Source organism: Listeria aquatica FSL S10-1188, assembly GCF_000525795.1.
In the GTDB taxonomy this organism is placed as follows: Bacteria; Bacillota; Bacilli; order Lactobacillales; family Listeriaceae; genus Listeria; species Listeria aquatica.
In genome coordinates this window covers 1-376 of record NZ_AOCG01000030.1, presented here as the reverse complement: position 1 = coordinate 376, position 376 = coordinate 1, and the positions used below count along the sequence as shown (strand labels likewise).

General features: G+C 51.1%; 1 rRNA gene. It reads left to right on the top strand.

The window, feature by feature from the left end:
* Nucleotides 1–376 (top strand): 23S ribosomal RNA (locus MAQA_RS13330); the annotation flags it as partial.

Genomic DNA, 376 nt, shown 5'->3' with positions numbered 1-376 from the left:
CTAAGGTTTCCTGAGGAAGGCTCGTCCGCTCAGGGTTAGTCGGGACCTAAGCCGAGGCCGATAGGCGTAGGCGATGGACAACAGGTTGAGATTCCTGTACCAGTCTTTGTTGTTTGACGATGGGGTGACACAGAAGGATAAGGAAGCGCACGGATGGAAGAGTGCGTCCAAGCAGTGAGTGTAAGAAGTAGGTAAATCCGCTTCTTGTGAAGCATGAGCTGTGATGGGGAAGGAAATCAAGTACGGAAGTTCCTGATTTCACGCTGTCAAGAAAAGCCTCTAAGGAGAGAAAGACTGCCCGTACCGCAAACCGACACAGGTAGATGAGGAGAGAATCCTAAGGTGAGCGAGAGAACTCTCGTTAAGGAACTCGGCA